This is a genomic window from Gemella sp. zg-1178, assembly GCF_018790995.1.
GTDB lineage: Bacteria > Bacillota > Bacilli > Staphylococcales > Gemellaceae > Gemelliphila.
The window spans coordinates 1-6,923 of sequence record NZ_JAHKEI010000036.1 but is presented as its reverse complement, the minus strand read 5'-3'; the positions used below and the strand labels follow the sequence as shown (position 1 = coordinate 6,923).

The 6,923-nt window shown below is 30.0% G+C and carries 13 protein-coding genes; all 13 read right to left on the bottom strand.

The annotated features are described in order from the left end of the window. Positions 1–160: 160 nt before the first annotated feature. Entirely contained in the window at positions 161–577 is a 417-nt protein-coding gene (locus tag KMP12_RS07035; protein WP_215757013.1) for a GTP pyrophosphokinase, read from the bottom strand. Further along, positions 561–740: a hypothetical protein gene (locus KMP12_RS07030; RefSeq protein WP_215757012.1), complete on the bottom strand. Its 180-nt coding sequence runs from the start codon at positions 738–740 to the stop codon at positions 561–563. The genes KMP12_RS07035 and KMP12_RS07030 overlap by 17 nt, the downstream gene beginning before the upstream one ends. A 6-nt stretch (positions 741–746) precedes the next feature. Further along, the gene (locus KMP12_RS07025) at positions 747–1,382 is read right to left on the bottom strand and encodes a hypothetical protein (RefSeq protein WP_215757011.1); all 636 of its coding nucleotides are present in this window, start codon (positions 1,380–1,382) and stop codon (positions 747–749) included. Between the two features lie 330 nt (positions 1,383–1,712). Further along, entirely contained in the window at positions 1,713–2,123 is a 411-nt protein-coding gene (locus tag KMP12_RS07020) for a hypothetical protein (protein WP_215757010.1), read from the bottom strand. Then, a complete protein-coding gene (locus KMP12_RS07015) occupies positions 2,116–3,012 on the bottom strand; it encodes an ADP-ribosyltransferase (RefSeq protein ID WP_215757009.1) in 897 nt (298 codons plus the stop codon). Before KMP12_RS07015 ends, KMP12_RS07020 begins: the two co-directional genes overlap by 8 nt. 22 nt (positions 3,013–3,034) lie before the next feature. Then, a complete protein-coding gene (locus tag KMP12_RS07010) occupies positions 3,035–3,280 on the bottom strand; it encodes a hypothetical protein (protein WP_215757008.1) in 246 nt (81 codons plus the stop codon). After that, the gene (locus KMP12_RS07005; RefSeq protein WP_215757007.1) at positions 3,280–4,059 is read right to left on the bottom strand and encodes a structural protein; all 780 of its coding nucleotides are present in this window, start codon (positions 4,057–4,059) and stop codon (positions 3,280–3,282) included. Before KMP12_RS07005 ends, KMP12_RS07010 begins: the two co-directional genes overlap by 1 nt. Before the next feature lie 31 nt (positions 4,060–4,090). Continuing rightward, positions 4,091–4,312 carry a hypothetical protein gene (locus KMP12_RS07000; RefSeq protein ID WP_215757006.1) on the bottom strand — a complete coding sequence of 74 codons (222 nt, stop codon included), beginning with the start codon at positions 4,310–4,312 and terminating at the stop codon, positions 4,091–4,093. Further along, positions 4,290–4,790 (bottom strand): hypothetical protein, encoded by a 501-nt coding sequence (locus KMP12_RS06995; RefSeq protein ID WP_215757005.1) that lies wholly within the window; start codon positions 4,788–4,790, stop codon positions 4,290–4,292. The genes KMP12_RS07000 and KMP12_RS06995 overlap by 23 nt, the downstream gene beginning before the upstream one ends. 262 nt (positions 4,791–5,052) lie before the next feature. Beyond that, on the bottom strand, positions 5,053–5,304 hold the full coding sequence (locus KMP12_RS06990; RefSeq protein ID WP_371821685.1) for a CdiA C-terminal domain-containing protein: 252 nt from the start codon (positions 5,302–5,304) through the stop codon (positions 5,053–5,055). Between the two features lie 84 nt (positions 5,305–5,388). Continuing rightward, positions 5,389–5,826, bottom strand: coding sequence for a structural protein (locus KMP12_RS06985; RefSeq protein WP_215757003.1), 438 nt, complete (start codon positions 5,824–5,826; stop codon positions 5,389–5,391). A 56-nt stretch (positions 5,827–5,882) separates the two neighbouring features. Next, a complete protein-coding gene (locus KMP12_RS06980; protein WP_215757002.1) occupies positions 5,883–6,302 on the bottom strand; it encodes a hypothetical protein in 420 nt (139 codons plus the stop codon). After that, positions 6,295–6,923, bottom strand: a 629-nt coding sequence (locus tag KMP12_RS06975; protein ID WP_215757001.1) for an ADP-ribosyltransferase, incomplete at its 5' end; no start/stop codon positions are given. The genes KMP12_RS06975 and KMP12_RS06980, both read right to left, overlap by 8 nt.

Genomic DNA, 6,923 nt, shown 5'->3' with positions numbered 1-6,923 from the left:
TTTTAATTTTCTCCTTTACATTTATTAACGTGGTATAGTCCACAATAGAGCTTGTCAAGTAACGTTTGACATACGAAAAAGACAGTTTAACGTCATATCCAGGACAAAAGAAAAACACCCAACAAAAAGCTAAGTGTTTGTTTTTTTATTTACTATTTAATTATCTGCCTAGAAAATCCAAAGCCCTTTTATACTTCATATTTCTTTTTATATCCTTATTTGTAATATAATTTAATCTGTTTAAATTAGAATTATGTTTTAAATCAGAAATTTTAACTTGTCTTGCCAACTTATTATTTTTTACCACCTTCAAATAATCAAAATATGATTGGTTAGGCTTTTTAGTTATAACATCAACAGCTTTTACTATTTCCTCGTCAAAATAAGACTTTAAAAAATCAATAGTTATTTCGCTATCTTCTACAACATCATGAAGTAAAGCAACAATTTTCCCCTTAATCCCCTTTGTATTAAACATAACATAAATAATATGGAAAATATAAAGTCTACCCGCCTTATCTCTTTGCCCTCTATGAGCTTTTAAAGAAATGAAAAAAGCATTAACAAAGTTGAGCATAGTATTCTTCCTCTGTTATATCTTCAGTAAATATAGAACCGATATTTATTTTTAAATAAAAATTACTTGGAATTTCTTTTTTATCCTCTATTTTATAATAAATACCATCTTTTTCTTTAACATACTTTTTATAATCTGGACAATAATAATAAGAAGGCTTCATAATATATTACCTTATCCTTTCTACTCCTTTAGGAATGTTTATAGTGTTACTTAAATTTATCATTTTTTGAATTAATTTTTTATATAAAACATCATCTATACTAAAATCTAAAACTCTTTGTTTTTCATATAATTCATGCAATTCATTTTCTTTTATATGTAAAGATTTATGAGTATGAAATTGCAACTCAAAAATATTACCCTTGTCATCTTTTACCAAAGTATTTATTCCCTTGTAGGTAACATTATTTTTAAAAGTATTTTTTACTCTCATAATACTATATCCTTGTTTTTCTAAAAATTTTTTAACTAAAAAATAAGTATCAGTAAAATTATTTTCATTTTGAACCAAAGTATAACGTAAAATATCATTTACTTCATACAAAGCATTAGAAAAAGTTATATTTTTTTCTTTAACATCATCTTTTACTTTTCTATACAAGCTTTCTGAATTTTTAAGTTTAAAATCTAAACCTGCTAATTCTCCTCCAGTATTTTTAGCAATTATATCTAACGTTTTAGTTACATTCGGTTCAATACCTTTAAAATATTCAATACGATTTTCTACCAACGAACGGTAATTGATTTCTTTAATATTATTATACTTCGAATTAGTTATTTTCGCAATTAATTTCTCCTCCACTTCCTCCCTATCAAACTGTTTTGCCAAATTATCAACATCAATATAAGCAACCAGAACACAGCGACACCGAGGGTGGCGTGGAAGAATAGGGGCTTTATCAATATCATAAATATTACCAGAACAGACTGCACACTGTTCGCTTGTCCTATCGTCTAAGGTTACAATATCTTTTAATTTTCTCCTTTACATTTATTAACGTGGTATAGTCCACAATAGAGCTTGTCAAGTAACGTTTGACATACGAAAAAGACAGTTTAACGTCATATCCAGGACAAAAGAAAAACACCCAACAAAAGCTAAGTGTTTAATTTTAATAAAAAGTTCCTAAGCCTAAAAATAAAATCGCCCTAATTTTCTGTAAGTATCCAAACAGCAGAAATGCCAATCAGGGTAATCGTTAAAGCTAGCCCCCCTAAATGTACGTTCGACCTTATACTTCCAAAGCCCTATAGGTACATTAGCTTCTGGCAAAGGCTCCAAAGATAAATAATACCTTTTTTTCTCCTCTATCTCCTCAGGACTGTAAGCCTTGCTAACTAAAAAGCCCAATACATAAGCGTCGCCTTGCACCAAGGGGCAGAGCTTAAGCAAGTTTTTCCTAGTAGGCTCACAGTCAAGACTTTTAAAAAATTTTTCTCTTTCTTCTTCTATAAATTCTAATATTCTGTCTTGCCTCATCACACGCCAATGCCTAAAGTTTAAAACATCTTTAAGTTGGATATAATCTTTATAGTTATTCATCTTCTAACAGCTCCATTTCCAATATTCCTTTTTTTTCATCTATATTTAATATTTTATACCTTGTATTTCTATGAACTAGAAATTCTTTTTCATAATCATTTTCTGAATTTTTGCCTATATAATAGCCCTTAGTATGCCCAGGGGCTTGTATAATAAACTTATAACCATGATCAAAATGTTTTGTTGCTTTTTCATCTATGCTTGTACTAAGATAATTTTTAAAGAAATCACCTTCTTTAATTGCCTTAAATTCTTCTTTTCTTGTATAACGGTATAATTTCAAATCATAGCCTAGCCTATTACTTTCTAAGACTGCATCTAAGGCTTGCACCACATCTTCAAATTTAGCGTTTCTAACTCCCCCTAAGTCTTTGTTCCTTAGGTAATTATTAATTTTTCCTGAATCTTTATCTGTATATTTACTTATAGCCCTTTGTTCAGTTTCAGACAAGCTAGACCAAACCCCATCAGAAACTTCTTGCAGCCTCTTTTCTGTGTCCTTATCAGCTATCTTATAGACTATTTCTTTCTTAATTATAGCACCAGCAGAGCCAGCTTGTAAAGCCTTATTAACTGAGGCTTCCTCCCTATCAAACTGTTTTGCCAAATTATCAACATCAATATAAGCAACCAGAACACAGCGACACCTAGGATGTCTAGGAAGAATAGGGGCGTTATCAATATCATAAATATTACCAGCACAGACTGCACACTGCTCGCTTGTCCTATCGTCTAAGGTTACGACATCTTTTAATTTCTCCTTTACATTTATTAACGTGGTATAGTCAACAATAGAGCTTGTCAAGTAACGTTTGACATACGAAAAAGACAGTTTAGCGTCATATCCAGGACAAAAGAAAAACACCCAACAAAAAGCTAAGTGTTTCAAGTTATATTATATTAATTTTAAACTATCCCCAGGCATAAAATTTTTTATCTGGAAATTCTCCAGAATCCCAAAGTTGCTTTACCAATCCTCTGGCTCTATTAGCAAAAAAGGTGCTGTCATCTTGTTTATCAAATGATGATAATTCTAAAATATAAACCTCTCCTGTATCTGGAACTATTTCAATAATTCCAGGTCCTGCATAATTTTGTGGCGTATAAAAATATCCAGTAATACTTGAATTTTGTATTTTTTCTAAAAGTAACATCATTATAAATCACCTCTTTCTTTTTTCCATTTTTTTAAAGCTTCATAATAATTATAAATTTCATTGGTTAAATCATGAGCTTGTCTGTAATTATAACCTTGTTTCATAAGCGTATATTCAAAAAATTCATGTTCTAACATTACAAAATCATGATTTTGAATATTTTTCCCTTCTCTCAATCTTCGCCAAGATTCAGCCATATTATAATCGGGGTCAAACCTTTTAAAATCATTAACTAAATTATACTCATTTATAAAAATATGATTATATATCTTTTCTATATCTTCTATTCTAAAACCTGTATTTATAGCTATTGTTAATATTTCTTTCTTTTTATCCCTGTTTCTTACATAATTATAATATTTTTCTGCGTGCTTATCTCTATTTATTTGATAAGGATCATTATTATCGTTTAAAGCCCCATGTATCCCAGGACTAATAATTACATTTTTATTATAATTTATTTTTTCTTTATTTTCAATAATTGTGTCTGCCACTTCCTCCCTATCAAAACCCTTTGCCAAAGTATCAACATCAATATAAGCAACCAGAACACAGCGACACCTAGGGTGTCTAGGAAGAATAGGGGCGTCCTCAATATCATAAATATTACCAGCACAGACTGCACACTGGTCGCTTGTCCTATCGTCTAAGGTTACGACATCTTTTAATTTCTCCTTTACATTTATTAACGTGGTATAGTCCACCATAGAGCTTGTCAAGTAACGTTTGACATACGAAAAAGACAGTTTAGCGGCATATCCAGTACAAAATAAAAACACCCAACAAAAGCTAAGTGTTTAGTACATTATATTAAATTATTGATACCTCTTTATTTAACAAGTCTACTTCTTTTTCAAATTTAACAGAAACATCTTTTCTTGATGTAGTAGCTGAAAACATAGGAATAATAGCGTTAAAATAGATATTCCCATCAATAAGTAAGTTAGAATTATTTCTAAAATTATCTGGTAATTCTGTATCTAACTCTAAAATTAATCTATTACCAAATTTACGAGTTTTTATTACTTTCATCTTCTGTTAACCTCCTATATATTTTTTTATATAGCTCTATATCTTTTTTTACAAATTCTATTTCTATTTTTGGTAGTTTATATCTATCTGCATATCTTAATGATTTTTCTTTAGCTAATATTTCATTTTTAACTACATCTAATCTTGACCCGTCATTCTCATTTCTTAAATATTGTTCACTATGTTCAAGTTCTTCAATAAGTGCAGATATAGATATTTTTTCACGCATCAATATTGTATAAGCATCTAAAGTAATAGCCTCAGCATTACGAGAATCCAAATAAACTATTGAAGATTCATCATTTATAATAACTCCACCTCTTCTTCTAAATTTTCGGGATAATTTATTTATTAAACTTTTAGATGCTATAGACATTTTACTATTATCTATATATTTTTTTCTTTTCATATTTCTATTATATCCTACACTTTTATATTTTTCAAGCATAGCTTTCTCAAAATAAAAAGCCATATCCAAAAGAATATGACTTGTGAAATGGACGGTGTGCCTGTCCCGTCATCTCAGATACCTTTTAAGGTGCGTAGTGACACTAAAATCTCTACCTCATTTCTATTACATTATAACATAAAATTATAATTTTTTATATATCGTTAGCTCTTTTTAATTTAGTTTTTTTTATAATATTAATACTTGAAAGTAATTAATTTTATGATATAATATTATTAAATAGAAGAAGTCGCACTCCGTAGGGGCTCGGTTTCTTCTTTTTTTTATTTTTTTAATATATCAATAAGCTTATCAGATTTTTTACTATTGCAATTTTTAATCCTCTGTTGTTATATTTATAAACGTTTGTTAATTGTCTGAAAAATTCTTCATTTGTTAAAGGTGAATTTGTCAAATCAAATACTATATTTTCAGATTGTTTTTTGGCTTTCTTAGTATTATTATCAACAGTTGTTTTTCCTGAACCTGTTATTTCTTTTAAATCAAACTTCATATTGTTTATTAAATAATCAGGAGTTGAAATATTTTCAGGATAATTAACTCTTGGAACAATTTGAACATGAACTCCAAATTTTTTAGATATCCACTCTGCTACTGCTTTTTCTTCTTAAGAATAATCTAATACAACGTGTTTCCCATCAACAAAGTATTTAACACCTTCGTATTCCCAATAATTCATATCTGTAACTTTTGGTTCTTTATAATTTTTTAACCATTCATATTTTACACTTTTATACGTTAAAGCCTTATTAACTGAGGCTTCCTCCCTATCAAAACCCTTAGCCAAAGTATCAACATCAATATAAGCAACCAGAACACAGCGACACCTAGGGTGGCGTGGAAGAATAGGGGCGTCCTCAATATCATAAATATTACCAGCACAGACTGCACACTGGTCGCTTGTCCTATCGTCTAAGGTTACGACATCTTTTATTTTCTCCTTTACATTTATTAACGTGGTATAGTCCACAATAGAGCTTGTCAAGTAACGTTTGACATACGAAAAAGACAGTTTAGCGTCATATCCAGGACAAAAGAAAAACACCCAACAAAAAGCTAAGTGTTTAATTTTAATAAAAAGTTCCTAAGCCTAAAAATAGCCTAAAAATAAAATCGCCCTAATTTCCTGTAAGTATCCAGGTAACAAAATTTACAATCTGGATAATCCTTAAAGCTAGCCCCCCTAAATGTACGCTCGACCTTATGCTTCCAAAGCCCTATAGGTACATTAGCTTCTGGCAAAGGCTCCAAAGATAAATAATACCTTTTTTTCTCCTCTATCTCCTCGGGACTGTAAGCCTTACTAACTAAAAAGCCTAATACATAAGCTTCTTCTTGCTCAGTTGGGCAGAGCTTAAGCAAGTTTTCCCTAGTAGGCTCACAGTCAAGCCTTTTAAAAAATTTTTCTCTTTCTTTTTCTATATATTCTAATGTTCCTTTTTTATCTTTTGAAAACATCTTTTTCCAAAACCAAAAATGGGAAACATCTTGCACTTGGATATAATCTTTATAGTTATTCATCTTCTAACAACTCCATTTCCAATATTCCTTTTTTCTCATCTATATTTAATATCTTATATTTAGTCTTTCTATGAACTAGAAATTCTTTTTCATAATCATTTTCTGAATTTTTGCCTATATAATAGCCCTTAGTTTCCCCAGGGGCTTGGATAATTAACTTAAAATCACCGAAATCATTTGTTGCCTCTTCATCTATGCTCGTACTAAGATAATTTTTAAAGAAATCACCTTCTTGAAGTGCCTTAAATTCTTCTTTGCTTACATAACGGTATAATTTCAAATCATAGCCTAGATTATTACTTTCTAAAATCTCATCTAGTATTTTCACCTTGTCTTCAATATCTACTTTGCTTATACCCTCTAAGTATTCGCCCCTTAGGTAATTATTAATTCTCCCTGAATAAAGATATGTGTAATCCTCTATAGCGTCCTTTTGTTCCTTGCTAAATGTTTTATAAACCCTATCAGAAACTTCTTGCAGCCTCTCTTCTGTGTCCTTATCAGCTATCTTATAGACTTTTTCTTTCTTAATTATAGCACCAGCAGAGCCAGCTTGTAAAGCCTTATTAACTGAGGCTTCCTCCCTATCAAAACCCTTAGCCAAAGTATCAACATCAATAT